Genomic DNA, 26,252 nt, shown 5'->3' on the forward strand with positions numbered 1-26,252 from the left:
TCAGTAGAGCAGCTTTTTTTGTTTTGCGTTTTATAAACTTAGCTAGAACTGCGCGGCTGAGCCGAATTGTTTGGCTGCGTAGGCGACTCTTTGGCTAGCATCTGGGTAGACTCTCGGTGATCCCAAATTTTCTATATGGTGTAAGCGCGGGAGTAGACCGACACCATTTGCAATTTGAATCGCGAGCCCAGGCCGAGCATTGAGTTCCAGAACCATAGGACCTTCTTCTTTATCAAGTACCATGTCTGTCCCCATATAACCAAGCCCCGTCATCTCCCAGGCACTGGATGCAAGGGTTAATAAACGCTGCCAATGTGGTACTTGTAACGTCGAAAGATCTTTACTTGTATCAGGATGGTGAGTGATGGGATGATCGAATTGAACAGCTCTAACCGCTTTGCCTGTAGCAATATCAATACCCACACCCACGGCACCTTGGTGAAGGTTTGCTTTGCCGTCAGATGCTGCGGTCGAACACCTCATCATGGCCATCACTGGGTAGCCTTTAAATACGATAATACGAACATCTGGCACTCCTTCGTAGCTAAAGCCATTAAAACAGTCATCGAATTTAATCAGATTTTCAACAACCGCAACATCGTTTTTTCCCCCAAGTGAGAATAGGCCAGCCAATGCGTTACTTATATGCCTTTCAACATCTTGTTTGTTTATAGAGGCACCAGAGGGCTTAGTGTAGACTCCATTTTGGTGGGACGTGACTACCAAGATACCTTTACCCCCACTTCCCTGAGCCGGTTTAATAACAAACCCAGGCCAATCTTTAACCATGTTGTGGATGTTCTTAACTTCCGCTTGATGGCTGATAACACCGATTAGCTCAGGTGTAGTGGCTCCGTGCTGCTGAGCAATGATTTTAGTTTTAAGTTTGTCATCAACCAAAGGGTACTTAGAGCGATCATTGTATCGGCCTATGTAGCTGTGATTGCGCTGGTTCATGCCCATAATACCATTAGAGCGTAATTTATTAGGCGACGTAAACTGCGAAGTAAATCGTGACAGCATAGTTTAGTCCTCCGCTAATGGTTTAAAGCGCCTTAGCTCGGTCAGGCGGTACCCTGTGTATGTTCCAAGTAGCAAGATACCGGCTAATACAATCAGCTGAAGACCAATAAAGTTAAATGTCAGATGCTGAATGTATGAATTGGTCATAGCAAGGTAAACAAGCGTCGCAGTGGCAAGCGAACCACCACCTTGGAGAATCACTTCCTTAGCGCCTTCCTCCTCCCATAGAATCGACATACGTTCAATGGTCCACGATAGAATAATCATCGGGAAGAAAGTAATCGAGAGTCCCTCGGTTAAGCCGATCTTAAACGCCACAACCGTAAATACGGAAATAATCATGATTACGGTGATAATAACGGCAGATATTCTGGCGACGAGCAATAAATTTAGCCTAGAAAGGTAGCTGCGGATAATCAACCCTGTACCCACGATCAATAAAAATCCGACGATTCCTGTTAGCAGTTGGGTTTGTACGAAAGCCACTGCTATTAGCACAGGCATGAAAGTTCCTGATGTTTTTAGTCCAATAATCACGCGTAGGAATACCACAATGAGTGCGCCAATAGGAATAAGCATGATGGTCTTAAACATAGCTTGTTCTTCAAGTGGTAAACTGTGTATGGAGAAGTTAAGCAGGCCATCCGCTTCGACTTTATCCAGTGTCGCTTGCTTGGGTGAGACATCTTGAGCAATCATCGAAAAATGAACCTGACTATTTTGCCCACCGACGATATCTAGGAGCGATACGTTTGACTCATCCCAGACTAATATATTCTCATCAATGGCTTGAGTCGCATTTTTGGGATTAAATAGGACCCATTCACTGCCGTCCCAGACTTGGTTCATCAGCTCAATAGTTTGACGGCGGCGGCCGTCCTCCAATTCGATAACACCAACAATTTTGCTTGGAATTTTGGCATAGGCGAGGACTTTATCAACGGCAGAAACCTTGTCCATTTTATTGAGTAGCAGTCCCGCATTCTGACTGTCTGAATCGTTGAGGATTTTAATCAGTTCTCTGGTGAAAGTAACATCGTCCGCTGAACTCTTATTGGCTTGTTCTATAATGGATATGGCGGCGGCTTCGGTAGGTCCATCAAAGGTTGGTGAAATGATTTTCTTTGTAGGTGCTTGTGTTTTTACTTTTGCTTGAGGATCAACAAGAAATTGAGCTTTATAATATATCGTTTGGGCTCCAGCAGCCTGTCGGATTGACCATTCAGCGCGGCGCCCTGAATCAGACTTTATATAGGAGACACCATAGCCTGAGGATGAAGAGGATTCATTGATCAAAGTAAAGCCATTTTGTGTATGAGGAATGGCTAACGAGGCTTTAACTGGTTTAGATTGAGCATTAAATTCTACGCGAGCTTCTATATCCCAGATCTGGCGAGTTTCACCGGGAGTCCAAGGGACACCATATGTCTGGTGACGAAACATACTCAGAGCAATACCTGCCACTATGAGTAAGGCGACAGATATATAAAAGGGGACTTTAGACGTCATAAGCTACCTTATTTTTTTTGTTCAAGTTCCGTTTGAATGTATTTTTTACTTACATCCACCACTGCAATGTCTCGGATGAAATCGCGACCTAGCAATACAGGATGGATCATTTGGGAGCGATCTGCCAAAGTAAACTGTGTCTTTTCGTGAATTTTGCCCAATCTAACCCACAATTCAACCACAGGACGACGTTCTAGTTGACAATTTGTCGCCTGACGTATCTTTGCATAACGAATAATAGGGGCTTCAATCCAATTGTTATCATCCAATGGTGTTATACCATCGGAGAGATGAAAGCGTATCCAATTTTTGCCATTACGTTCAAACTCTTCGACATCGACAGCATTCAGCGATGATGTTTCTGAACCAGTATCGATACGAGCATCAAATTTCTGCTCTACGGAGCCTATGACAACTTTTTCAATTTCACCGAGCATTAGTGCTCTAGTCGAATGAGCTTGGGTCTTTGTAGACGCTGATGGTATGTGGTCTACTCGTGGTTTGCCTGCCTGGACTAGCGTTTGTTGTCTGAGCTTTCGAACTTCAGAGCTAAGTGAGTCAACTTTTGCTGTTAGAGTGGAAATTTGATTATCTTTATCAGACATCTGCGCATGTATTTGGTCAAATCTTTGCGCGGAATTGGTTTCGGAAGCTTGGATCGCAGCCAAGGTTTCTTGATGATATTGTTCACTGTTAGTAAGAGTACAACCGGAAACAAGTGTTATAGCAATTACCGGAGCCAATTTGATTAACATGAAAAATCCTAATAATAGGTTAAAGTGTTCTGATTAGTTTAAAGATTAAAACTGCCAATACTCGCAGAGTGAAACTATCATGATTTCACTACAATGAGTTGTTTTCTTTCCTATATGAAAGAGTTGTATTCATCAGAAGATTCTAAATCTTTTCAAGCTTTAGATTAAGGGGGAGACAGACTCGAAAGGTTAAGAGTCTGTCAAAAATTGTCTTAGTGAGGTTTTTTCGCAACAAGAGTAGCGCGACGAGGAGCAGGATGACCTTCTAAGGTTCTACTTGGATCCTTGGGATCGAGATAATCAGGGAGCGAATTATGTGTCATCCATGAGGTAGTTCGCTGCTCATCAGTCGTCGTAATATTCTCTTCAGCAATAATCACATTTTCAAAGCCGACCTGCTCCAACCAAACTTTGAGAGCTTTCGCTGAAGGAAAAAAGTATACATTACGCATTTGTGCGTATCGGTCTGTTGGGACGAGCACAGAGGTTTCATCGCCTTCAATAACCAGAGTTTCAAGTACCAGCTCTCCTCCAGAAACAAGCTGATCTTTGAGCTGAATGAGGTGATCAAGCGGCGAACGGCGATGGTAGAGAACACCCATACTAAACACAGTATCGAAAGCTTCCAATTTAGGGAGTTGCTCGATTCCAAGTGGCAAAAGGTGGGCGCCCTGATGATCCCCCATGAGTTTGCGCACTGCCTCAAATTGTACAAGGAACAAATGGGAAGGATCGATTCCTACGCATAGGCGGGCGCCTTCTCCGAGCATTCGCCACATATGATAGCCGTTACCGCAGCCTACATCGAGAATGTTGCGATCTTTTAGTGGTGAGATATGAGGTAGAACCCGGTCCCACTTCCAGTCGCTTCGCCATTCCGTATCAATGTGAATACCATGTAGGTGATACGGACCTTTACGCCATGGATGGAAAGTGCGCAATAGATTTTCTAGCTTCTTAAGCTCACACGGTTCCAAAGGCGTATCGTTGGACAGGGTGACTGAATTTTTTATATCGATTTGGTCAGGAGAACCAACAGGAATTTTATTAAGGGCTTTGAGCCAGCGACCAAAGTCACCATGTTCTGAATTTTGCCAATCTGTAAGCTGCTGTGGCAAGACATTAAGCCATGGCTGAAGGCGAGTATCGGTTGCAATTAACTTATAAAAATTGGCAAAGTTAAACATAATATTTCACTGATAATAGAGTTGAGAATGTTTGTGTAAATGTAAGGAGTAAGTGCAATGTTTGACTATTTTATCGCAAACATTGAACCAAAATTAAAGCACTGAAACCAAACATCGAAGCTACTATAGCCAATCTTTGCGAAACGCTCGTTATGTGTGTTTTTGGAGTCAGGGCGCATGATGTTCTCTATCGCACTGCGCTTTTGGCTAATTTCGAGTTCGCTGTAGCCATTGGCACGTTTAAAATCGTGATGTAAGTCGACAAGGAGCTCATTGGATACGGTATCTTCAAAGACAAATTTCTCTGAAATAATCAAAATTCCGCCTGGGCGCAAACCCTTGTATATGTTCTCCAGTAGCGCATAGCGATCGTCAGCTGATAAAAACTGCAGCGTAAAGTTAAGTACGACTACTGAGGCATTATCGATTTCAATATCGCGAATATCGGCTTCTATGACATTTACGGGAGTATCACTGCGGTAAGCGTTGATGTGGAGTTTGCAACGCTCAACCATAGCTGAAGAGTTGTCGACCGCAATAATTTGGCATCCTTCTTGGGTGATGTTTCGACGCATGGATAGCGTGGCTGCACCCAGTGAGCACCCTAAATCATAAATATTGGAATAAGGCTTAACAAAGCGCTCTGCTAACATGCCGATTGCTGAGATAATATTGCTATAGCCGGGTACAGAGCGCTGAATCATATCAGGGAATACTTCTGCGACACGTTCATCAAAGGTAAAATCCCCAATTTTATCGATTGGTGTTGAAAAGATAGTATCAGGGTTACTCTTAGGGTTCATAACAGCTTCTCTCAACTAAAGGCTATCAGCCTTACAGTCCTACAGATTTAAAAAACTGTACATTTTATGTGAATTTTCATCTTCTGTCATGTTTCAAGCGCTTTACGTCATAACTAGCTGACTTCAACACAAGCTAGATTATTGTTGAGACACGCCATTACTGACTAACAAGAGGGCATAGAGTCAGCAGCTAAAACATTTGTATCTGTTTGTTTTCTTTAGTAGCAGGGAAACAATTGAGGTCTGGTAGTGTTACTTTCTCCTGTAGCTGCCGATAAAGATTTGCTGCCAGCTCAGGCGCAAGGATATTATCTGCGGTGTGTATCATTAAATAAGGCTGTTTACCTTGGCTTACCCAGTCTGCAAGTTTGGATAGCCAAGGGACAAAAAAGTCATAGTTGTTGTTTTCTAATGGGTGGCCGATAAACCTCACCATGGGATTGCTGGCTGTAGCGAGTGCGTGAACCGGAACCTTAGGTTTTTTCTTTTGAGCATCGATAATGGCGTCGTTATTGGGTTTTGCGGTAAACACAGGTCGACTGTCCATTATGATTCGGTCGTATTCTTGCTCTATGAGCCAAGCATTAAGTGCGCGTTCTGCATCGCCTTTTAAGAAAAATGCTGGATGCCTGACTTCTATGCCAATGGGAAATTCTTTAGGAAATAGGGCGCAAAATTGTTGAAGTTGGCTCAAATGTTCAGGGCCAAAGGCCGCTGGCAACTGAATGGTCCACTGTCCAATTCGATGATGTAATGGTTCCATGATGGATATAAAATCATGCAATTCCGCTTTGCAACCGCGCAACATCTGCTGATGTGTGATGTTTTTGGGTAACTTAAAGGTAAAGCGGAACTCATCATGTGTTGATGCGTGCCAGTTACGTATTGTTGCGGCATTAGGTGTCGCGTAAAACGTGGTATTGCCTTCTACGGTATGAAAGACGCTGGCGTATTTTTCTAATCGCTCATTGGGCTTTGTGCCACTGCCGTAAAAAGTTTGCTGCCAATTATTATGAGACCACATAGTGAGTCCGAGCCTGACTGGATAAGCATTCATATCTATATTTCGAATAATGATTGATGAGAATTTTGCCGAATCACCCTGAATAAGGCTATAATCAGCGCCAATTTTTCGTATTGCTATTGTTTTAGCCCTCTATTGGTGTAAAAAACACCAATAGATGATAAATCGCAATAACTTGTGCGTTGAGTAGTCGATTTTAAGACACTTTCAGCGTATAAATGGAGCTTTGCACTATCGGTAAAGTTATCACCGATGGGTAGTAATTAACATACTAAAAGAGATTGGGAAATTCATTATGCGTACCCATTACTGTGGTCACTTGAACAAGTCCCTCGCAGGACAAACTGTAGAACTTTGTGGTTGGGTTAATCGTCGCCGCGATTTAGGTGGACTAATTTTCATTGATATGCGAGATCGTGAAGGCATTGTTCAGGTAGTGGTGGATCCAGATATGGCAGATGCGTATGAAGTGGCCAATACACTTCGTAATGAATTCTGTATCAAGCTTACCGGTGAAGTTCGAGTCCGTCCGGATAGTCAGGTCAACAAAGACATGGCGACTGGGGAAGTCGAGGTTATTGCTAAAGGTTTAGACATTATAAACCGCGCTGACGTTCTTCCGTTAGATTTCAATCAGAAAAATACAGAGGAGCAACGCCTTAAGTACCGTTACTTGGACTTACGTCGTCCAGAAATGAGTGACCGTATTAAGCTGCGCGCCAAAGCGTCTAGCTTCGTACGTCGATTCCTAGATGAAAATGGTTTTCTTGACATTGAAACACCAGTACTCACCAAAGCGACCCCTGAAGGTGCTCGTGATTATTTAGTACCCAGTCGAGTCCATAAAGGAAGTTTCTACGCGCTACCTCAATCTCCGCAGCTTTTTAAACAGTTGCTAATGATGTCTGGTTTTGATCGTTATTATCAGATTGTAAAGTGTTTCCGCGATGAAGACTTGCGTGCTGACCGCCAACCAGAGTTTACTCAGATTGATATTGAAACCTCATTTATGACTGCAGATGAGGTCAGAGCTACCACAGAGAAAATGGTTCGTGATATGTGGCAAGAACTGCTTGATGTTGATTTAGGTGCATTTCCAGTAATGCCTTTTTCTGAAGCAATGCGCCGTTTTGGTTCAGATAAGCCTGATTTGCGTAATCCACTAGAGCTAGTTGACGTTGCTGACCTAGTTAAAGATGTTGAATTCAAAGTTTTCTCTGGTCCAGCTAATGATGACAAAGGCCGTGTTGCTGTTATTCGAGTTCCAGGTGGTGCTTCGTTAACTCGTAAGCAAATCGATGGTTATGGTGAGTTCGTTGGAATCTATGGCGCTAAAGGTCTTGCGTGGATGAAGGTTAATGATCGCGCTGGCGGTATGGATGGCATTCAGTCACCTGTTGCTAAATTCTTGAACGAAGAAGTGATCGAAGGCATTTTAGATCGCACCCAAGCTCAATCTGGCGATATTATTTTATTTGGTGCAGACAAAGCGAACACGGTATCGGAAGCGATGGGAGCACTTCGCCTTAAATTGGGTAACGACCTAGAACTTACCGATGAGTCAGCGTGGGCACCATTATGGGTTGTGGACTTCCCAATGTTTGAGGAAGACGATGAAGGTAACCTCCATGCCATGCATCACCCATTCACATCACCACTAGGCGTCAATGCCCAGGAACTGAAAGCAAACCCAGCATCAGCCAACTCTAATGCCTATGATATGGTGATTAACGGCTATGAAGTGGGTGGTGGCTCTGTGCGGATTCATAACGCTGAAATGCAGGCGGCAGTATTTGATATTTTGGGTATTGAAGCTGAAGAGCAGCAGCAGAAGTTTGGTTTCTTACTGGATGCGCTTAAGTTCGGTACTCCGCCACACGCAGGTTTAGCTTTTGGCCTTGACCGCTTAGTTATGCTTTTGTGCGGAACTGAGAACATCCGCGATGTGATTGCATTTCCAAAGACAACCGCGGCAGCTTGTTTGTTAACGGATGCTCCAAGTCTGGCTAATCCTGCTGCATTGGAAGAGTTAGCGATTGCAGTGACGGCTGCCAAAGAGAAAAACGACGCTTAGTCAATATATTCCAATAGTTTTTACTGTCACAAATAAAAAAGCGCTTCGATGAAGCGCTTTTTTAAATGGTTACCTTTTTCCATTCCCCGGGCTTTAGATCACCAAGGCTAAACTCTCCCATTGAATAGCGGATAAGACGCAAAGTAGGGTGTCCAATATGGGCTGTCATTCTTCTTACTTGGCGATTACGGCCTTCAATTATGGTGATTGCTAGCCATGTAGTCGGGATATTGGCCCGAAAACGAACTGGAGGATTACGAGGCCAAATATCAGGTTGCGGGATGACTTCTATTTGTGCGGGAAGTGTCATTCCATCTTTGAGCTCTACACCTTTTCGCAATTTGTCTAAATTTTTTTCTTCCGGTGTGCCATCCACTTGTACCCAATAGGTTTTGGTAGATTTTGATTTCGGTTGGGTAAGCTTGGCTTGCAGTATGCCATCATTTGTTAGCACCATTAGTCCTTCACTGTCACGATCTAATCGACCCGCTGCGTACACCTCTTTGACTAAGATATAGTCGGCAAGTGTCTTCCTACCTTGACCATCAGTAAATTGGCTAAGAGTGTCAAAAGGCTTGTTAAAGAGAATAACCGTGCGATTTTTAGGAGTAACTGGTGGAGGATTACGTTTGGTTTTATTCTTGATAGAAGCTGAGTGTGGTTTGGTTTGCCAGTCTCTCTTTGAGTGTTTAAAACCCGATTTACCAGGGTGACGATTGGTTTTAGAAGACTCACGTTGAGAGCGTGATGACATGTTAACTACCTTGCAAAATTGTGAATGAAGTGTGGGTGAAAATTTTAAACTTAGCTGTTTTAAGCTATCATGTGCGCGCCCAAAGACAGGATTGAAACCGCAAAACGATAGACTATCGTACCAATTTTGTTTAATTATAACGTATTGTTCTCACGGATCTTACGCTAAAACTAGACGTAAGGAAAAGACAAAAGAGACAACAAAGCCGTTTGTAAGTGACTTACCTACGGATACATCAACCAAAGCCGTCTACTGACGCGCTTTGCAAGAACGGATAGGGAAATTTCATGCCTACAGAAAAACCTACAATTATTTACACTATCACAGACGAAGCACCAGCTTTAGCAACGTATTCATTATTGCCTATTATTCAGTCGTTTACTGCTTCTTCTGGTATTGAAGTTGAGACTCGTGATATCTCTCTTGCCGGTCGTATTCTTGCAAACTTTCCTAAGTATTTAACAGAGCAGCAGCGTATTAACGATGCGTTGACTGAGCTTGGTGAGCTGGCTAAAACGCCAGAGGCGAATATCATTAAACTGCCTAACATTTCAGCTTCTATCCCGCAGTTGCAAGCCGCAATCAAAGAGCTACAAGCCAAAGGTTACAACTTGCCTAACTACCCAGAAGAGCCAAGCACGCAAGAAGAAAAAGACATTAAGGCGACGTACGACAAGATTAAAGGTAGCGCCGTAAACCCAGTGCTTCGAGAAGGCAACTCTGACCGCCGCGCCCCTTTATCTGTTAAAAACTACGCGAAGAAAAACCCACATTCAATGGGTGCTTGGGCAAAAGACTCAAAATCCCACGTTTCTAGTATGTCTGGGAACGATTTCTTCGGCAGTGAAAAGTCACACACAGTCAATGGTGCAACGCAAGTTAAGATCGAATTTACCTCTACGGATGGCCAGGTCAAAGAGCTGAAAGCACCTTTCGCAATACAAGATAAAGAAATTATCGATTGCTCTGTGATGAACAAGAAAGCTTTGATTGAGTTTTTCGAAGCAGAAATCGAGGATGCCAAAAAACAGGACGTCTTACTGTCGCTGCACATGAAGGCAACCATGATGAAGGTCTCTGACCCTGTTATTTTTGGTCATGCGGTTCGAGTATATTATAAAGAGGTATTTGCCAAATACGGGGATGTATTTGAACAATTGGGCGTTGATGTAAATAACGGAATTGGTGATGTTTACGCTAAAATAGCCTCCCTTCCTGCTGACCAAAAAGCAGAAATTGAAGCGGCAATTCAAGACGTTTATTGTACCCAGCCTCCGCTGGCTATGGTTGACTCTGACCGTGGTATCACTAACTTGCATGTACCGAGTGATATCATTGTTGATGCGTCAATGCCAGCCATGCTTCGTTCGTCTGGACAAATGTGGGGTCCAGATGGAAAGCAAAGCGATACCAAAGCGATGATTCCAGATCGTAGCTACGCTAGTATTTATCAAGCGGTAATTGATTTCTGTAAGGAAAATGGTGCGTTTGATCCAACTACAATGGGTAGTGTACCCAATGTTGGTTTAATGGCTCAAAAAGCAGAAGAGTACGGCTCGCATGATAAAACATTTATTCTTGATCAAGCAGGTACGATTAAAGTAGTAGATTCTGCAGGGGCTGTTTTACTTGAGCAAGTCGTGGAAGAAGGTGATATTTTCCGCATGTGCCAAGTAAAAGATGCACCTATCCAAGATTGGGTAAAACTGGCGGTGACGCGCGCGCGCGCGACAGGAGCTCCAGCAGTATTCTGGCTAGATGAAAATCGAGCGCATGATGCTCAACTTATCAAGAAGGTGAACACCTATCTACCGCAGCATGATACGTCTGGCCTCGACATCAAAATATTAGCGCCACTTGAAGCGTGTAAGTTTTCTCTGGAGCGAATTAAACTGGGCTTAGATACTATCTCTGTAACAGGTAACGTTCTACGTGATTACTTGACCGATCTGTTCCCTATACTGGAGCTAGGTACATCAGCTAAAATGTTGTCTATTGTACCTCTGATGAATGGTGGTGGTTTGTTTGAAACGGGAGCTGGAGGTTCAGCGCCTAAGCACGTACAGCAAGTTGAGAAAGAAAACCATTTAAGATGGGATTCATTGGGTGAGTTCTTAGCATTAGCGGCTTCTTTGGAGCATCTTGGTACGGTAACGGGTAACGTTAAAGCTAAGGTACTTGCGGATGCTCTAGATCTCGCAACGGGAGAGTTCCTAGATAACAATAAGTCGCCGTCGAGAAAAGTGGGTGAGTTAGATAACCGTGGTAGTCATTATTACCTTGCTACATACTGGGCACAGGCGCTTGCTAAACAAACGTCTGACGCCTCACTAGCAGAAGAGTTCGCTCCAATTGCTCAAGCCCTGTCTTCAAAAGAGGCAGAGATTGTAGCTGAGTTAAATGGTGCACAGGGTAAAGCGGGCGAGTTGGGTGGCTATTATGCGCCAGAGCTTGATAAAGCTGTAAAACTTATGCGTCCAAGTGAAACACTAAATGCTATTATTAATGGTTGATACTGTTTTGTAGATTTGAAACCGCCGAGTTTATCGGCGGTTTTTTTGTATTTGGTACCTTGAGTACCGGATGGTGAAATCTAGCAGCGAATTATTTAACGGCTTGAGCTTCCACGGGAACCACTGAACTTGCGTGGTATCCTTTTGGCCCTTCCTCCACTTCAAATGTTACTTGTTGGCCCGCTTTCAGTGTACGATACCCATCCATTTTGATAGTTGAATAATGGGCGAATACATCTCCATCTTCTCCTTCCGGACAGATAAAACCAAATCCTTTGGCGTTATTAAACCATTTTACTGTACCTGTAGCCATGCTATACATCCCTCATGCATATTGTTACTAACGTTGTGTGATTACACGAACAATCCGTGTGTAAACATAACAGTGAATAATCATTCAGCCGCTGCTAAATTTCCAGTCACTATGTGACCAATGTAGTCAATGCTTGGGAGCAGTCAATAGTGAAAATTGCTTGAACTGTGCATATTTGTAAACAAGTCACCTTTATCGTTTACGTTCTTGCAACTATTTTCACACTGAGACCAGTACTTTATAATAAAGAAAAGGGTTTTTGGTTTCTTTTTAATCAATTAGATAGATAATTCAGCCAGATACAAATCTTTTATTTGCAGCGATACAATTGCTGGATTAGTCTCTAAGTAAGGGCGTAAATTTGCTTTGCTCAATTTGGCCGCACTATAAGAGATAGATCTACATATAAAACGCATTGAAGTGTTAAAATCATATGAAAGGGACGTTGTTTTAAACACGAAGAGTCATGAGCAAGCAATTTGAATGGGTTTCTCCAGACCACGATTTACTGGAGCTTGAAAAGACTAAAGTGTCGCCACCATCTCGGTACAATGTCGTTCTAAACAACGACGATTACACCCCGATGGACTTTGTAATTGAGATCCTAGAGCGCTTTTTTTCGATGGATATAGACAGAGCGACACAAGTAATGCTTAAAGTGCATTACGAAGGTAAAGCGATTTGTGGCACGTATACTGCCGAGGTCGCAGAAACAAAAGTAGCGCAAGTTACAATGTATTCTCAGGAAAACGAGCATCCCTTGCTTTGTACAATGGAGCAAGTGTAGAGCTTAACCAAGCAATTTAAGTTGCTGCTAAGGAGGTACTTATGTTGAATAAAGAGTTAGAGTCGAGTCTTAATGGCGCATTCTCTCGTGCCAGAGACAAGCGACATGAGTTCATGACTGTCGAGCACCTCCTGCTAGCATTGTTAGAAAATGATGCGGCCAGAGAGGCTTTGCTGGCCTGTCAGGCGGATATCGACTCACTGAGGAATGAGTTAGATATCTTTATCGATCAAACAACACCATTAATACCAGAAAATGATGAAACAAGAGAAACGCAACCGACACTGAGTTTTCAGCGCGTCCTGCAGCGTGCAGTATTTCACGTGCAATCATCTGGTCGAAGCGAAGTGACAGGTGCCAATGTTCTGGTTGCCATCTTTAGTGAGCAAGAATCTCACGCAGCTTATTTGATGAAGAAGAATGACATTAGTCGCCTCGATATCGTTAACTTCATTTCTCATGGTATTACTAAAGCGTCTAGCTCAAGCGACGATTCATCTTCTTCCGATTCATACAGTAGTAACGATAGTGCTGAGGAGTCGGGATCCGAAGAACGTCTAGAAAGCTTTGCATCTAACCTCAATTTGCTGGCTAAACAGGGTCAGATTGATCCTCTAATTGGTCGAGACAAAGAGCTTGAGAGAACAATACAAGTTTTATGTCGTCGTCGTAAAAACAATCCTCTATTAGTCGGCGAGGCTGGTGTTGGTAAAACCGCTATTGCTGAAGGACTGGCTTGGAGAATTGTCGAAGGGCAAGTTCCTGAAATCATAAAGCAAAGCGTTATTTACTCTCTAGATATTGGATCCTTACTTGCAGGTACCAAGTATCGAGGTGATTTTGAGAAACGTTTTAAAGCAATTCTCAAACAGTTGGAAAAAGAGGATGATGCCATACTATTCATCGACGAGATTCATACCATCATTGGGGCAGGTGCAGCTTCAGGCGGTCAGGTCGATGCGGCAAATCTGATAAAACCCCTGCTAAGTAGTGGCAAATTACGTTGTATAGGTTCTACAACCTATCAGGAATACAGCAATATTTTTGACAAAGAGCGAGCTCTCTCTCGTCGTTTCCAAAAAATAGATATTGTTGAACCATCACTTGACGACACGACGAAAATTTTAATGGGGCTCAAACCTAAATATGAAGCACACCACGAAGTTCGCTACACCAATAAGGCACTTCGCGCTGCTGTTGAGCTTTCTGCAAAATACATCAATGAGCGTCATTTACCTGATAAAGCCATTGATGTGATTGACGAGGCTGGTGCGCGTCATCGCCTTGCTCCGGCAAGCCGTCGCAAAAAAACCGTCGGGGTTGCTGACATCGAAGCTATGGTTGCCAAGATGGCACGCATTCCAGAGAAGTCAGTATCTTCTTCCGATAAAGAAATCCTGCAAAATCTTGATGATAAAATGAAAATGCTGGTCTTCGGTCAAGACGATGCTATTGATGTCTTGAGCGAGGCTATCAAACTGACTAGAGCAGGACTGGGCGCCGATAATAAACCCGTCGGTTCTTTTTTGTTTGCTGGGCCCACAGGCGTTGGTAAGACTGAAGTTACGCTTCAGCTTTCTAAACTAATGGGGATCGAGCTATTGCGCTTTGATATGTCTGAGTACGGTGAAAGGCACTCTGTTAGCCGATTAATTGGTGCACCTCCTGGTTATGTTGGTTACGATCAAGGCGGTTTATTGACCGATGCTGTTATCAAACATCCACATTCTGTTGTTCTGTTGGATGAAATAGAAAAAGCTCACCCAGACATTTTCAATCTGTTGTTGCAGGTGATGGATAACGGTACGCTCACGGATAACAATGGCCGTAAAGCGGATTTCCGTAACGTTATTTTAGTGATGACAACGAATGCTGGTGTTCAGGAGACAGTCAAAAAATCGATTGGTCTGATCCAGCAAGATCACAGTCATGATGCGATGTCTGAGATTAAAAAAGTGTTTACACCTGAGTTCCGCAACCGATTGGATAATGTAATTTGGTTCAATAGCTTGGATGAGAATGTTATTCATCAAGTCGTTGATAAGTTTATTGTTGAACTACAGGCACAGCTGGATGCAAGAGGAGTTTCGCTTGAAGTTTCAGACAAAGCTCGCCATTGGCTGGCTCTTAAAGGTTATGACAAGGCGATGGGAGCAAGACCAATGGGGCGCGTTATTCAAGAACAGCTCAAAAAGCCGCTTGCGAACGAACTCTTGTTTGGTTCTCTAGTTGATGGTGGGACAGTGAAGGTCGACTTGAGAAAAGATCAGCTCAAGTTCAAGTATATGAGCCAAAAAGAAGTCGCCGTTCATTAATTCTATGACGAGCAATCTAAAGCCAGAGTGCCCAGTGCTCTGGCTTTTTATTTTGACTGATAACTACCTTTTCTTTCGTGGTATATTGAGCATGTCTTAAACCAGCTCCAACGTGTGCTGATAATGGAATTTGTATCCCAGCTCTTCTACGTGAGTTGAGCTAATACGCTTATCATCTTGCTGGACTGCGGGGGGCAACGGGTGCTTAGACTGAACACTATCCAGAGCGGCTTGGTAAAACTCGGCTTTACTCACGGTATTAGGTGTTGTGGCGTTAACAATGGCGTTTGACGTTAATGTAGAGATGAAACTGATCACGCCAATCGCATCAGTAAGATGTAACATGTTTGCTGGTGCACTTGAGCTAACTTGTTTCATTTTTCCAACAAAGCGGCTAGGGTGGCGATCTGGACCCACAAGACCACTACAACGGACAATTGCGTATTTTATGCCTGAGTCAATTACATGTTGCTCTGCTTGAAGCATAACCTTGGACTTTAGAGTGAAATCCTTGTTGTGTGAGGCGATAGACAAAGAGGCATCGTCTTCTGTCATGGTCTTTGCAATTTCAGGATAAACGCCGGTCGAGCTAACCATTATGATTTTTTCCACATGGGCTGATTGACATGCTTTAACCAGCTTATCCCAGTATCGCGTGTATTGTTCTCCATCACCGGTTCTAAATCCTGGTGGAAAACAGCCAATAACAAGATCAGGTTGAGCTCTTTTAATGCTACTCGTGATAGTGTTTACATCACCTTTTAGGTCGATTAATGTACCAGTAAGAAGTACATCATTGATTTCAGATACGCCAGCTTCAGTGGTTCTGCTAACTGCTACTCTATGGCCAATCGTTTGTAGATAGTGAGCGAGTGGTTTACCAAGCCACCCACCACCAATAATTAATATGTCTTTCATACTTATCTCGTCATAGTCTCGGCCTAGTTTGATTACTATCTAAGAGATCCAATAAATAATCAACCACAGTTTTTTAGGCTTAATGTCATCATAGATGAGACATAGCTTCGCTGCGGCTAAACATCATTAACTCTATTATTAATAGATGTATAACTGGGTACAAATTGTTGGGATTGGACGAAGTGGCTTTTGCTGTGTTGGCTTGGGTTCATACCTGTTCTTGTCTCGGCTAGCGACAAGGTGTATATGACGTCTTTAGATTGGCCTCCTTACTCGGGGGAAAATTTACGTGAAAATGGCTATTCTATCGCCATTGCTCGTGAGGCTTTCTCTGCTATGGGCTATGAATCGTAGATTTCGAGCCTTGGGTGAGGGCGGTTTCATTAGCCACCAAATCTGAAAAATATATCGGATATTTCCCCGAGTATTTCTTTGATACTCAAGACTTTGTTTTTTCGGATTCGATTGGTAGCGGGCCACTGGGCTTAGTCGAAAACTCAAATTTCCCAGTAACATGGAGTAAATTAGTCGATCTAAAAACACTTCGTATCGGTGTCGTTCAAGGGTACGTCAATACTAAAGAGTTCGATGATATGGTTGCAAATGGAGAGCTCGATGTAGAGGCATCGAGTAATGACACTAAGAATATTCATAAGGTAGCGAAAAGGCGTTTAGATGCTGCGGTAATAGATTCGAATGTGCTAGAGCATTTGATCAGTGAGGACTCTCAGGAAGCTGTCTTAAGACAGCATTTGCAAATGAACACTAGGCTATTGGACAACAAACAAATCTATGTTGCTTTTCGTAACGAACCGAAAGGAATTGATCTGAAGATGATTTTCAATCAAGGCATAAAAAAGATTGATATCGAGTCGATTATTCATCGGTTGAGCAAGCCAACCGATGCTGAGGGTAACATGGCTCAGTGAGCTAGGCGATTTCGCTGGAGAGTACTCGGAGTACTTTATCTGCGTGTTCCGCAACCTCAATGCCTTCGTCAGTGAGATAACCTCCGTCTGGTTGTGTACATAGCCCCTTATCAAAAAGTCTGCCAACCGCCGCTTGTATCTCATCGGTTGCATCTTGATGTACTTTTATCCCTGTTGCTGAACTTCGAATATCAAACTGAAGTAATAAGTTCAGTTCAGCCATTTTGTCCGCTGTAAATTTCATCTTTGTTCTCTCCATAACATACTACACAGCAACCTTAATCTCTGTAGGGATACAGGGCAACGCTGGCTAGCAAGAATTGTTATCTGTTGCCTGATATTCCATGCTTAACTCGGTAGTAATTAAGTTAAATCGTATCATCATCGATTATTCTTGCTGTTAGTCTGGTCTTAACGCGGGATTGAAATGACATAATTTAATTTCTTGATATGAAAATTAGCACTTGAAAATTACAGTGATAACAGTGATCATTCGCGGCCATAAAACCACAAAATAAAAGATGTTTTATGATGAACTTGAACCACTTTGATTCTTTGTTACCCCCTCAAATGGCTGAACGTGCGGCAGAAATAGGTGTTGGTAAGGTAACCAAAGACCCTATAAAGTCTTTTCTGTTAGCCATTTCAGCTGGTATTCACATTGGTATTGCTTTTGTCTTCTACACAATTGTCACCACAGGAGCGGCTGATCTACCATGGGGAATGACTAGGCTCATTGGTGGACTGGCATTTAGCTTAGGTTTGATACTGGTTGTAGTGACAGGCGGAGAGTTGTTCACCAGCTCAGTATTGACTCTGGTTGCTCGCGCCAGTGGCAAAATCAGCTGGAAGATGCTGTTTAAAAATTGGTTGATAGTTTATAGCGGTAATCTTATGGGAGCCTTGCTTTTAGTTATATGCATGTTGCTCACCAAGCAATACATGTTTGATGATGGCCAAGTTGGGCTCAACGCAATGGCGATTTCACAGCATAAGCTCCATCATGATTTTATCTCGGCTGTCGCTCTCGGCATTATGTGTAACGTATTAGTATGTATAGCCGTTTGGATGACATTTAGTGGGCGTACATTAACTGACAAAATTACGGTGATGATATTGCCAGTGGCTATGTTTGTTTCTTCTGGATTTGAGCATTGTATAGCAAATATGTTTCAGGTACCCATGGCAATAGGTATCAAATTCTTTGCACCTTCAGAGTTTTGGCAAATGACAGGGGTTAATCCGTCTGATTATGCAGACTTGAATTTGATGAATTTTGTAATGAATAATTTAATACCTGTTACCTTAGGAAACATCATAGGTGGCGGTATTTTTGTCGGCGTATGGTACTGGATGATTTATCTTAAAGACTAACACTATGCCTAGCGGTAATCTTGTCTTGGAGATTATGGGTCATACAGGATACTTATTGCTCAGCTCGAAAACTTATCCTGAAAGCTATGACACGGTTATCCACAGATTCTGTGGATAACATCGATACTTATTATTGGTGTTTGAAGTTGACCAATATCTTCCCTTCTTTGTTGATGCAATTGCGAATGGTGAGTGTCAGAGTGAGACTTAGGGATATCGACAACATGACAAATATAGCGATCATGATCAAGAGCTGATATTTGATCGCTATAATCGGGTTTGCCCCCCCTAAAATCTGACCTGTCATCATCCCAGGCAATGTCACTAAGCCTGTCGTTGTCATTGATGCGAGAGTTGGCGCTAATGATTTTCTTATTGCGTCACTGACAAAAGATTGAGTAGCAAACCGAGCTGAAGCTCCAAGTGCAATCGCTGCTTCGTACTCGCCTCGACATGAATCCATGGTAGTGAATAAGTTTTGTAACCCCACAATATTTCCGCTCAGTGAGTTACCCAGCAACATTCCTGCTAGAGGTATTATGTATTGAGCGTTGAAGAGGGGCACTGGCTTTATAATGACTATGCATAATACTGCTAGGATTGGTATTAGGCCGATAAGCAAACTCGCTGACACAGGGTAGATCAATCTTTTATGGGGAAGGTTTGCTTTACTAATAATAGCGCTCGCCCCTATCAAGGTCATAACGAGTAACCACACCGTGTTTATTACGGCGTTGTTAGTATTGAACAAGTATTCTAAATAGAGTCCCACCATAAGTAGTTGAATTGTCATCCTGACAATACTAATGATGATATCGCGCTCAATCTTAAGCCTAAAATAACGGTTGATAAAAAGAGGAATTGTTAGGGTCGAAAAGAACAGAAATAAGAGTGGCCAAGGAATATCTATCACACCACTATTCATTTAAAGCTCCTTATCTACAATGTTATCCGTCAATGGGTTCTATAGTCAGTTCTGATGATCATGAGTTAGAGTCTGTCAGCTTCCTAGCTCAAAATCTTGTCGAAAAATCCTATCAAAGATGGCGTTACACGCAAACAGAAACAGACAAAAAATAATAACATCAAAATGTTATACAGAAACTTCCTTTTTCTTACACTGTTAATATTTCTTCATAACTGTATTTGTGTCTACATAAATTTATTTAATCAGACACATATCTGGATGAGATCAATAAATTGTCAGTTATCTCATTGTTAGAGGGCTGAATTCCTTGAGCCACACAAAAAGTATGGTCTAATCTTTTTATCAATGATTGGGAAATAGCATCATCGTAATTATAAACTCAATCTAATAAACCGAATGATATGTGGGCATGTTTATGAGCGAATTTAACGATACAGAGAGTGGTGAGAAACGTTCTCTAGAGTGGAAAGCGTTCCTCTTCATCACTGTGGTTCTCTTTCCTGTCTTAAGTGTGGTCTTTGTTGGCGGTTATGGCTTCATCATATGGATGTTACAGGTGTTTTTTCTAGGTCCCCCTGGAATGCATGGTATGTAGTCTGAGTCATTTTTCCATAGTGTTAAGCCTGAAATTAGAGAGTAAATCATGAAAGCATTTTTTGTTAAGTTGTGGCGAACAATGATGCGTCCTGCCGTTCACATCAGTTTAGGTGTGTTGACTATGGGTGGTTTTATTGCTGGCGTTATTTTTTGGGGTGGCTTTAACACTGCTCTAGAGGCGACGAATACCGAAGAGTTTTGTATCAGTTGTCATACTATGCGCGACAATGTGTACGTTGAACTTCAAGATACCGTTCACTGGAAAAATCATTCTGGGGTGAGAGCAACCTGTCCTGATTGTCATGTTCCACATAACTGGACAGATAAAATAGCAAGAAAAATGCAGGCATCTAAAGAGGTGTTTGCTCAAGTATTTGGTAACTACAATGAGCCGGGTGCGTTTGAAGAGCGACGAATTGAATTAGCCAAGCATGAATGGGATCGTTTCTCGGCCAACAAGTCATTAGAGTGCAAAAATTGTCACAATTACCAATCGATGGATTTTGAGCAAATGTCACCAGCAGCGCGAATTCAGATGAAGCAAGCGGCTGAAAAAGACCAAAGTTGCGTTGATTGCCATAAAGGCATTGCCCACCAATTGCCAGCAGGTATGGAAAGCATTGGTGGAATAGTCGGCGAGCTTGAGCAGATGACATCTAGCACAGATTATTCAGTCGGTGAGTCACTGGTAAGTGTGCGTCATTTGCCCGTTTATTTTGATCAGCAAGGCGAACAAGAAGCAGGTCTTCTCAATCCGGCCTCAGAGGTTAAGGTTCTTGCAGAGAAAGGCAGTATGGTTAAGGTTGAAATTGATGGTTGGCGAAAAGCAAAGGGCTTCGGACGAGTAATTCAAGAAGATTTTGGTATGAATATCGCGGTTGGTTCATTGGTAAAAGAGGCATCAACGAGCGATGAAATTGTTGTAAAGGGTGAGAAAAAGGTTGATGAACTCACTGGGTTACCATGGGAAAAAGTGGCCGCAACGGTATGGATGAAAAAAGAAGCCATGCTTAATGATGTCACACCTATCTGGGAAAAAGCTAGCCAAGCGTACAAAACCAATTGCTCTGTCTGCCATACCCAACCGGATGAAGCTCACTTTGATGCCAATACATGGCCGGGCATGTTCAACGGTATGCTCGCCTTTGTCAATTTTGATACCGATAGTGAAGCTCTGGTATTGAAGTATCTTCAAAAGCACTCTTCAGATTTTTCTGAAGGTCACCACTAATGGGCATTGGATGGAGTTATTGAAATGGCTATTACACGTCGAAATTTTCTCAAAGGTGTCGCAACAACCAGTGCAGCATCAGTTATTGGTCCTAGTTTATTAGCCTCAACTTCAGCAAGATCAGCAGAAACTAGCGGCACTTGGAAAGTGTCCGGGTCTCACTGGGGAGCGTTTCGTGCACGAATATACGCCGGAAAGGTGCAGGAAATTAAGCCATTAGAGAGTGATACAAACCCTACGGACATGATCAATGGTATCAAAGGCATCATTTATAACCCTTCTCGTATCCGTTATCCAATGGTACGGCTAGATTGGTTGAAAAAGCATAAATATGGTGCAGAGACACGTGGGGATAATCGCTTTGTACGCGTGACATGGGATGAGGCTCTTGATTTGTTCTATCGTGAGTTAGAGAGAGTGCAGAAAGACTATGGCCCATGGGCGTTACATGCAGGACAAACAGGTTGGCGCCAGACAGGTCAGTTTCACAGTTGTACCAGTCATATGCAGCGAGCGGTTGGTATGCATGGCAATTTTATCACCAAGGTTGGTGACTACTCGACAGGAGCAGGACAAACCATTTTGCCATATGTACTTGGCTCAACAGAAGTCTACGCTCAGGGAACCTCTTGGTCGGAGATACTGGATAACTCTGATAACATCATTTTATGGGCCAATGATCCCGTTAAGAACTTGCAGGTTGGCTGGAACTGCGAAACCCATCAATCCTTTCCTTATTTGGAGCAACTAAAAGAAAAAGTGGCCAAAGGAGAGATTAAGGTAGTCTCGATTGATCCAGTAAAAAACAAAACTCAGCGCTTTTTGCAAAATTCTCACTTATATATCAACCCAATGACAGATGTGGCATTTATGCTTGCGGTTTGTCATGTTTTATACAATGAAGACCTATATGACAAAAAGTTTATCGATACGTATTGCCTTGGCTTTGAGGACTTTATTAAGTATGTGCAGGGGCAAAGTAAGGACAAAGTCGAAAAAACGCCGCAGTGGGCTGCTGAGATTTGTGGGATAAGCGCTGATAAGATCCAAGAGTTTGCCAGAATGCTTGTGAACGGAAGAACACAGATCATGATGGGATGGTGTATACAACGTCAGGAGCATGGTGAACAGCCATATTGGGCGGCCGCTGTGGTGGCTGCGATGGTGGGACAGGTTGGTTTACCAGGAGGAGGTATCTCGTACGGCCATCATTACTCTGGTATCGGCGTACCTTCTACAGGATTTGCAGCTCCCGGTGGTTTTCCCAGAAACCTAGATCAGGGGATGAAGCCTAAGTGGGACAACAATGATTTTAATGGTTACAGCAAAACGATTCCTGTGGCTCGTTGGATTGATTGCCTTCTCGAGCCGGGTAAGGAAATTCGCTATAACGGCAGTAAGGTTAAACTTCCGGCGTATAAAATGATGGTGATTTCGGGTAATAACCCTTGGCACCATCATCAAAATCGTAACCGGATGAAGAAAGCGTTTAAACAGCTTCAGACGGTTGTAACAATTGATTTTGCTTGGACTGCGACTTGCCGCTTTTCAGATATTGTCTTACCGGCTTGTACACAATTTGAGCGCAATGACATTGATGTCTATGGTTCGTATTCGGGCAAAGGTTTGATAGCCATGCATCGTTTGGTTGATCCTTTATTTCAATCTAAAACAGACTTCGATATTTTCACTGAATTGACTCGTCGTTTTGGGCGTCATAAAGAGTACACTCGAGGCATGGATGAAATGCAGTGGGTGCGTTCCTTATACAATGATTGTCGTGACTCTAATAAAGGTAAATTTGAACTCCCTGATTTTGACACTTTTTGGCAGCAAAGCGTACTTGATTTTGGCGAAGGCAAACCTTGGGTTCGCCATGCTGATTTCAGGGAAGATCCTGAATTAAATGCACTGGGTACGCCTTCTGGCTTTATTGAAATCACATCACGTAAGATTGGTCGTTACGGGTACGAAAAATGCCAAGAACACCCGATGTGGTTTGAAAAAACCGAGCGTTCACATGGTGGCCCAGGCTCGGATAAATTCCCTTTCTGGCTTCAATCTTGTCACCCTGATAAACGTCTCCATTCGCAAATGTGTGAGTCAGAAGAGTTTCGTTCAACCTATACGGTTCAAGGCCGTGAGCCAGTCTATATTAATCCAAAAGACGCCAAGAAAAAGGGAATCAAAGATGGTGATTTGGTACGCGTGTTTAACGACCGTGGCCAATTGTTAGCAGGGGCCGTATTAAGTGATAGCTATGCACAGGGTGTGATCCGAATTGAAGAAGGCGCTTGGTATGGGCCATTAAATGAAAAAGAAGGGGCAATGTGTACTTACGGTGACCCAAATACGTTGACGCTTGATCTGGGTTCTTCAGAGTTAGCACAGGCGACCTCTGCCAACACTTGTATTGTCAATTTTGAAAAATATACAGGTAAAGTGCCTCCAGTGACTTCATTTGGTGGTCCCACAGAAGTGGCGTAGCCGACTATGACCAAGTGCGAGCTTATGAGGAAGCACTTGGTCCCCTAATCAGTTAAGCCATATTTAATTTTGATATCTTGGAGCCTGATTTTTGCGTTGTCTTTGAAGTATTGATTGAGCTTAGAGACAATCTCTTGAGCGTGTGGGTGGTCTCTTCGAACTGCTGCGTGTAAGGGTGTTGAATCAAGATGGCTGCGACTAAAGTACAGTTTGCCCTTTCCAACTCTCATCTCTTGTACTGCCCATCTTCCTACCGCTTCGTCGGTGACTAAGACATCTGCCCGCTGCGTTAATACTTGTCGTATACTGTTAGCCAAATCGAGGGAATTGATTGGGATCATATCTGGGTATTGGCGTAAATTTCCCGCGTAGGCATAATCGTTAATAAGAGCTACTCTCAATCCCTTTAAACTTTCTAATGACTCAAATTCAAATTTCGTATCGCTACGTGAAACAAAGACCATCCGGTTGTTCATATAGCTATCCGTTAAAAGATAGTCTTTTTCCCTTTGTTCTGTTTTCCAGATAGCAATGATGACATCATTTTGTCCGCCCAGCGTCTCCTTGAGCACACGAGACCAAGGTTTTACCGTATAGTCGAACTCAAGTTCTGCTGCGTCGAGTGCGCCAGTGACTAGATCATAGGCAATACCACTACCATAGGCAGAATTTACTATATAAGGTGGCCAAAGATCTTGCGACACTCTAAGACGTTCATCTTCAGCTAATACGGAACGGCCATACATTAAGCTCATGATAAGTAAAGTATATAGTTGTAGATTTTTAAACTTGTTCACTCTCTCACCCAGCTTGGTTTTATGACTGCTTATAACTAGTTTAGTTCAGGATAAAACAGAAGGTCTCAAACTGAAAAATAGACATAAAAATTGGAGTAACCTAATGTAAATAAAGAAACATCATAAACCTAAGGGAAATCTGTATGTCGTTTTCAGTGACGCTGGAGAACGGCCATAACCTGCGAGTAAGAGACATTAACTTGCATGCACAAGTAGATACAAACGAGGTAACGTTCGTTTACCAAGGGCTGAGCAATGATCCCTGCAGTAGCAGCTACGTTTTGGCGATCACTGAATTTGTGTTTGATCACAATGCCGTCTTGCTTGGTGATGGATTTCAAATGTCTAGCCAAACAACTGGAACCATGGATAATACTGAAGATGTAGGGACACATTCAGATCAATCTAATCCTTATCAACTCTATTCTGCTTCGTCACCCAAACGTTATTACAATTATTTACTGATAGAAGAGGCGACTTGTTATACCTTGTTTGGCTTCACTTCTTGTTATCGCTTTGCTGGCTATTTTGAGTTAGCCGAAGTAGAGCAGCATCAATGGATCAAAATTTGTATTGACGCTGAAGAAACGTGTCCGCAAGATTGGTCATCCAATCAATTAGAATCTATCGCGATTTTAGAAGGAGATTCCTTAGCTGAGCTCTTTGCGGAGTACACACATCTTGTTTCTTGCCACCATAGCGAGAAAAAAGGGGTGAAAAAAGACGCCCCTTTAGTGTGGTGCTATCCACCTGATGTCTCAGAGAGCTTTGTAAAGGATAACCTTAGTCAAATTGAAGATGGTTTTGAAAGTCTCGACTATGTGATGATCGATGAGGGTTATCAAGCTTGTATAGGAGACTGGCTGATTCCATCCGATCAATTTCCTTCTGGAATAAAATCATTGTCCAAGGAAATTAAGCGCTGTGGGAAAAAGCCTGCACTCTGGCTTGCGCCGTTTGTTGTTCACGAAGAGTCAGAGGTTTTTCGTCATCATAGTGATGACTGGTTGGTCACTCACTCGGACGGCTCTTTACTCCGAGTCGAGGATATCGCTTATGAAGGAGGGCGATCTAAATCTGGGTACATACTAGATACGACTAACCCGGATGTTCAAGAGCATCTCACTCACATATTGGCCACTATGCGAAAAGAGTGGGGTATTAAGCTGTTTAAGTTGGATGCCTTATTTTGGGGCTCGGTAAGAGGTTGTCGTCATCAGGATGGGATCACAGGAGTGGAAGCTTATCGATTAGGAATGGAAGCTATTAATGATGGAGTTGGCAACGCTCTGATTTTGGGCTGTAATGCGCCTCTGTGGCCATCGCTGGGAATGGTTGATGCGATGCGAGTCTCTAGCTCCCTAGACTCCGATAATAAGTGTTTTATCGAGGATGCTCGTGAGGCTTTTTTTCGCAGTTGGCAACATAGAAGGCTTTGGCAGATAGCACCAGGTTGCGCCACTTTAATTCCTTTGCAAAATACCCCATTGGAGCAGACACATGTTGAATTTCATCGCAATGCACTGCTCGCGTGTGGAGGCGTGTTAATGTCGGGCGATCCATTGACCCAGCTGGATCATTTTGCAAAAAGTACATTGTCTCGTCTTTTTGTGCGTCATAAACATAACCAAAATTCCGCTCGATTTTCTTCGTTGTCTCTCGATCATGCCTATTTAAGGATGAATGATAGAAATGATTTACATTGTCTATTTAACTTCCACGCCTGTAAGCAGACAATGTGTTTGACGTCGACTATGCCGGTAGATTGGCATGATTACTGGAGCGGCAAGAAGCTTAATGTACAACGCACTGATGTGTTTGAGGTCGAAGTAAAGGCTCTGTCGAGCAAAGCTATTTTAACCAAACGATAAAGGTGAACCCTCGCTAATATGGTTGTGCTGGGCTACTATACCGAGTGTTTTAACCAATAGGTC

At 42.9% G+C, this 26,252-nt stretch carries 22 protein-coding genes; 10 read left to right on the forward strand and 12 right to left on the reverse strand.

What is annotated here, in order from left to right; translation table 11 throughout:
- Positions 1–42: 42 nt before the first annotated feature.
- The 6 genes from FIV01_RS05460 to FIV01_RS05485 form a co-directional block, all read right to left on the reverse strand.
- Positions 43–1,023, reverse strand: a complete 981-nt coding sequence (locus FIV01_RS05460) for an alpha-L-glutamate ligase-like protein (protein WP_152430088.1) — start codon at positions 1,021–1,023, stop codon at positions 43–45.
- A 3-nt stretch (positions 1,024–1,026) separates the two neighbouring features.
- Positions 1,027–2,532, reverse strand: coding sequence for an inactive transglutaminase family protein (locus FIV01_RS05465; RefSeq protein WP_152430089.1), 1,506 nt, complete (start codon positions 2,530–2,532; stop codon positions 1,027–1,029).
- A gap of 8 nt (positions 2,533–2,540) precedes the next feature.
- Positions 2,541–3,287 (reverse strand): putative ATP-dependent zinc protease, encoded by a 747-nt coding sequence (locus FIV01_RS05470; RefSeq protein WP_152430090.1) that lies wholly within the window; start codon positions 3,285–3,287, stop codon positions 2,541–2,543.
- Between the two features lie 212 nt (positions 3,288–3,499).
- Complete coding sequence (cmoB, locus tag FIV01_RS05475) at positions 3,500–4,474, reverse strand: tRNA 5-methoxyuridine(34)/uridine 5-oxyacetic acid(34) synthase CmoB (RefSeq protein ID WP_152430091.1); 975 nt, start codon at positions 4,472–4,474, stop codon at positions 3,500–3,502.
- Between the two features lie 65 nt (positions 4,475–4,539).
- Entirely contained in the window at positions 4,540–5,277 is a 738-nt protein-coding gene (gene cmoA, locus FIV01_RS05480) for a carboxy-S-adenosyl-L-methionine synthase CmoA (protein ID WP_152430092.1), read from the reverse strand.
- A gap of 190 nt (positions 5,278–5,467) precedes the next feature.
- The gene (locus tag FIV01_RS05485) at positions 5,468–6,334 is read right to left on the reverse strand and encodes a DUF72 domain-containing protein (RefSeq protein WP_152430093.1); all 867 of its coding nucleotides are present in this window, start codon (positions 6,332–6,334) and stop codon (positions 5,468–5,470) included.
- A gap of 262 nt (positions 6,335–6,596) precedes the next feature.
- Between FIV01_RS05485 and aspS the strand changes: the two genes are divergently transcribed.
- Entirely contained in the window at positions 6,597–8,375 is a 1,779-nt protein-coding gene (gene aspS, locus FIV01_RS05490; RefSeq protein ID WP_152430094.1) for an aspartate--tRNA ligase, read from the forward strand.
- Positions 8,376–8,436: 61 nt separating this feature from the next.
- Here aspS and FIV01_RS05495 read toward each other — a convergent pair whose 3' ends face one another.
- Complete coding sequence (locus FIV01_RS05495; protein ID WP_152430095.1) at positions 8,437–9,129, reverse strand: pseudouridine synthase; 693 nt, start codon at positions 9,127–9,129, stop codon at positions 8,437–8,439.
- Positions 9,130–9,416: 287 nt separating this feature from the next.
- Between FIV01_RS05495 and FIV01_RS05500 the strand changes: the two genes are divergently transcribed.
- Positions 9,417–11,642, forward strand: a complete 2,226-nt coding sequence (locus tag FIV01_RS05500) for an NADP-dependent isocitrate dehydrogenase (protein ID WP_152430096.1) — start codon at positions 9,417–9,419, stop codon at positions 11,640–11,642.
- A gap of 91 nt (positions 11,643–11,733) precedes the next feature.
- Here the strand turns inward: FIV01_RS05500 and cspD are convergent, their stop codons facing one another.
- A complete protein-coding gene (cspD, locus tag FIV01_RS05505; RefSeq protein WP_114787146.1) occupies positions 11,734–11,955 on the reverse strand; it encodes a cold shock domain-containing protein CspD in 222 nt (73 codons plus the stop codon).
- Between the two features lie 466 nt (positions 11,956–12,421).
- Here cspD and clpS point away from each other — a divergent pair, with 466 nt between their 5' ends.
- Positions 12,422–12,742 (forward strand): ATP-dependent Clp protease adapter ClpS, encoded by a 321-nt coding sequence (clpS, locus tag FIV01_RS05510; protein WP_152430097.1) that lies wholly within the window; start codon positions 12,422–12,424, stop codon positions 12,740–12,742.
- Positions 12,743–12,783: 41 nt separating this feature from the next.
- Entirely contained in the window at positions 12,784–15,057 is a 2,274-nt protein-coding gene (clpA, locus tag FIV01_RS05515) for an ATP-dependent Clp protease ATP-binding subunit ClpA (RefSeq protein WP_152430098.1), read from the forward strand.
- 96 nt (positions 15,058–15,153) lie between these two features.
- On the opposite strand, the gene FIV01_RS05520 is transcribed toward clpA, so the two are convergent.
- On the reverse strand, positions 15,154–15,975 hold the full coding sequence (locus FIV01_RS05520; protein ID WP_152430099.1) for an NAD-dependent epimerase/dehydratase family protein: 822 nt from the start codon (positions 15,973–15,975) through the stop codon (positions 15,154–15,156).
- Positions 15,976–16,343: 368 nt separating this feature from the next.
- On the opposite strand from FIV01_RS05520, the gene FIV01_RS05525 reads away from it, so the two are divergent.
- A complete protein-coding gene (locus FIV01_RS05525) occupies positions 16,344–16,904 on the forward strand; it encodes a substrate-binding periplasmic protein (RefSeq protein ID WP_343040058.1) in 561 nt (186 codons plus the stop codon).
- 1 nt (position 16,905) lies between these two features.
- Here the strand turns inward: FIV01_RS05525 and FIV01_RS05530 are convergent, their stop codons facing one another.
- Entirely contained in the window at positions 16,906–17,148 is a 243-nt protein-coding gene (locus tag FIV01_RS05530) for a TIGR02647 family protein (RefSeq protein WP_152430100.1), read from the reverse strand.
- A 287-nt stretch (positions 17,149–17,435) separates the two neighbouring features.
- On the opposite strand from FIV01_RS05530, the gene focA reads away from it, so the two are divergent.
- Positions 17,436–18,278, forward strand: a complete 843-nt coding sequence (gene focA, locus FIV01_RS05535) for a formate transporter FocA (RefSeq protein ID WP_152431664.1) — start codon at positions 17,436–17,438, stop codon at positions 18,276–18,278.
- A gap of 130 nt (positions 18,279–18,408) precedes the next feature.
- Here focA and FIV01_RS05540 read toward each other — a convergent pair whose 3' ends face one another.
- Positions 18,409–19,203, reverse strand: coding sequence for an ABC transporter permease (locus tag FIV01_RS05540; RefSeq protein WP_152430101.1), 795 nt, complete (start codon positions 19,201–19,203; stop codon positions 18,409–18,411).
- Positions 19,204–19,621: 418 nt separating this feature from the next.
- On the opposite strand from FIV01_RS05540, the gene torE reads away from it, so the two are divergent.
- From torE to torA, 3 genes are read left to right on the forward strand one after another with little or no spacing between them, the layout of a single operon-like run.
- Positions 19,622–19,801: a trimethylamine N-oxide reductase system protein TorE gene (gene torE, locus FIV01_RS05545; RefSeq protein WP_152430102.1), complete on the forward strand. Its 180-nt coding sequence runs from the start codon at positions 19,622–19,624 to the stop codon at positions 19,799–19,801.
- Positions 19,802–19,849: 48 nt separating this feature from the next.
- On the forward strand, positions 19,850–21,034 hold the full coding sequence (gene torC / locus FIV01_RS05550) for a pentaheme c-type cytochrome TorC (protein ID WP_152430103.1): 1,185 nt from the start codon (positions 19,850–19,852) through the stop codon (positions 21,032–21,034).
- A 24-nt stretch (positions 21,035–21,058) separates the two neighbouring features.
- Positions 21,059–23,521, forward strand: coding sequence for a trimethylamine-N-oxide reductase TorA (gene torA, locus FIV01_RS05555; protein ID WP_152430104.1), 2,463 nt, complete (start codon positions 21,059–21,061; stop codon positions 23,519–23,521).
- A 44-nt stretch (positions 23,522–23,565) separates the two neighbouring features.
- Here torA and FIV01_RS05560 read toward each other — a convergent pair whose 3' ends face one another.
- The gene (locus tag FIV01_RS05560; protein WP_246210429.1) at positions 23,566–24,318 is read right to left on the reverse strand and encodes a substrate-binding periplasmic protein; all 753 of its coding nucleotides are present in this window, start codon (positions 24,316–24,318) and stop codon (positions 23,566–23,568) included.
- A gap of 143 nt (positions 24,319–24,461) precedes the next feature.
- Here FIV01_RS05560 and FIV01_RS05565 point away from each other — a divergent pair, with 143 nt between their 5' ends.
- Positions 24,462–26,189: a glycoside hydrolase family 36 protein gene (locus tag FIV01_RS05565; protein WP_152430105.1), complete on the forward strand. Its 1,728-nt coding sequence runs from the start codon at positions 24,462–24,464 to the stop codon at positions 26,187–26,189.
- Positions 26,190–26,252 lie beyond the last annotated feature (63 nt).

The organism is Vibrio aquimaris, from assembly GCF_009363415.1.
In the GTDB taxonomy this organism is placed as follows: Bacteria; Pseudomonadota; Gammaproteobacteria; order Enterobacterales; family Vibrionaceae; genus Vibrio; species Vibrio aquimaris.

Bases quoted from the DNA above. Each gene is read 5' to 3' on its own strand.
- FIV01_RS05460 (WP_152430088.1), bottom strand. From the start codon at position 1,023: ATGCTGTCACGATTTACTTCGCAGTTTACGTCGCCTAATAAATTACGC.
- FIV01_RS05465 (WP_152430089.1), bottom strand. From the start codon at position 2,532: ATGACGTCTAAAGTCCCCTTTTATATATCTGTCGCCTTACTCATAGTG.
- FIV01_RS05470 (WP_152430090.1), bottom strand. From the start codon at position 3,287: ATGTTAATCAAATTGGCTCCGGTAATTGCTATAACACTTGTTTCCGGT.
- cmoB (WP_152430091.1), bottom strand. From the start codon at position 4,474: ATGTTTAACTTTGCCAATTTTTATAAGTTAATTGCAACCGATACTCGC.
- cmoA (WP_152430092.1), bottom strand. From the start codon at position 5,277: ATGAACCCTAAGAGTAACCCTGATACTATCTTTTCAACACCAATCGAT.
- FIV01_RS05485 (WP_152430093.1), bottom strand. From the start codon at position 6,334: ATGAATGCTTATCCAGTCAGGCTCGGACTCACTATGTGGTCTCATAAT.
- aspS (WP_152430094.1), top strand. From the start codon at position 6,597: ATGCGTACCCATTACTGTGGTCACTTGAACAAGTCCCTCGCAGGACAA.
- FIV01_RS05495 (WP_152430095.1), bottom strand. From the start codon at position 9,129: ATGTCATCACGCTCTCAACGTGAGTCTTCTAAAACCAATCGTCACCCT.
- FIV01_RS05500 (WP_152430096.1), top strand. From the start codon at position 9,417: ATGCCTACAGAAAAACCTACAATTATTTACACTATCACAGACGAAGCA.
- cspD (WP_114787146.1), bottom strand. From the start codon at position 11,955: ATGGCTACAGGTACAGTAAAATGGTTTAATAACGCCAAAGGATTTGGT.
- clpS (WP_152430097.1), top strand. From the start codon at position 12,422: ATGAGCAAGCAATTTGAATGGGTTTCTCCAGACCACGATTTACTGGAG.
- clpA (WP_152430098.1), top strand. From the start codon at position 12,784: ATGTTGAATAAAGAGTTAGAGTCGAGTCTTAATGGCGCATTCTCTCGT.
- FIV01_RS05520 (WP_152430099.1), bottom strand. From the start codon at position 15,975: ATGAAAGACATATTAATTATTGGTGGTGGGTGGCTTGGTAAACCACTC.
- FIV01_RS05530 (WP_152430100.1), bottom strand. From the start codon at position 17,148: ATGAAATTTACAGCGGACAAAATGGCTGAACTGAACTTATTACTTCAG.
- focA (WP_152431664.1), top strand. From the start codon at position 17,436: ATGAACTTGAACCACTTTGATTCTTTGTTACCCCCTCAAATGGCTGAA.
- FIV01_RS05540 (WP_152430101.1), bottom strand. From the start codon at position 19,203: ATGAATAGTGGTGTGATAGATATTCCTTGGCCACTCTTATTTCTGTTC.
- torE (WP_152430102.1), top strand. From the start codon at position 19,622: ATGAGCGAATTTAACGATACAGAGAGTGGTGAGAAACGTTCTCTAGAG.
- torC (WP_152430103.1), top strand. From the start codon at position 19,850: ATGAAAGCATTTTTTGTTAAGTTGTGGCGAACAATGATGCGTCCTGCC.
- torA (WP_152430104.1), top strand. From the start codon at position 21,059: ATGGCTATTACACGTCGAAATTTTCTCAAAGGTGTCGCAACAACCAGT.
- FIV01_RS05565 (WP_152430105.1), top strand. From the start codon at position 24,462: ATGTCGTTTTCAGTGACGCTGGAGAACGGCCATAACCTGCGAGTAAGA.